At 45.8% G+C, this 203-nt stretch carries 1 protein-coding gene; it reads left to right on the forward strand.

The genetic code is table 11. From position 1 onward, the window contains the following. The coding region (locus HT701_RS10210; protein WP_172931497.1) for an alpha-hydroxy-acid oxidizing protein at positions 1-203 on the forward strand (203 nt) is incomplete at both ends.

Genomic DNA, 203 nt, shown 5'->3' on the forward strand with positions numbered 1-203 from the left:
TGACTCTGGTGTTCGTCGTGGTCAACACGTCTTTAAAGCCTTGGCTTCAGGAGCAGACTTGGTAGCTATTGGTCGCCCTGCTATTTATGGTTTGGCTCTTGGTGGTAGTGTTGGTGTGCGTCAAGTCTTTGAACACTTGAATGCGGAATTGAAGACAGTTATGCAATTGTCTGGAACTCAGACCATTGAAGATGTCAAACACT

This window comes from Streptococcus sp. 10824 (assembly GCF_013276595.1).
GTDB lineage: Bacteria > Bacillota > Bacilli > Lactobacillales > Streptococcaceae > Streptococcus > Streptococcus pseudopneumoniae.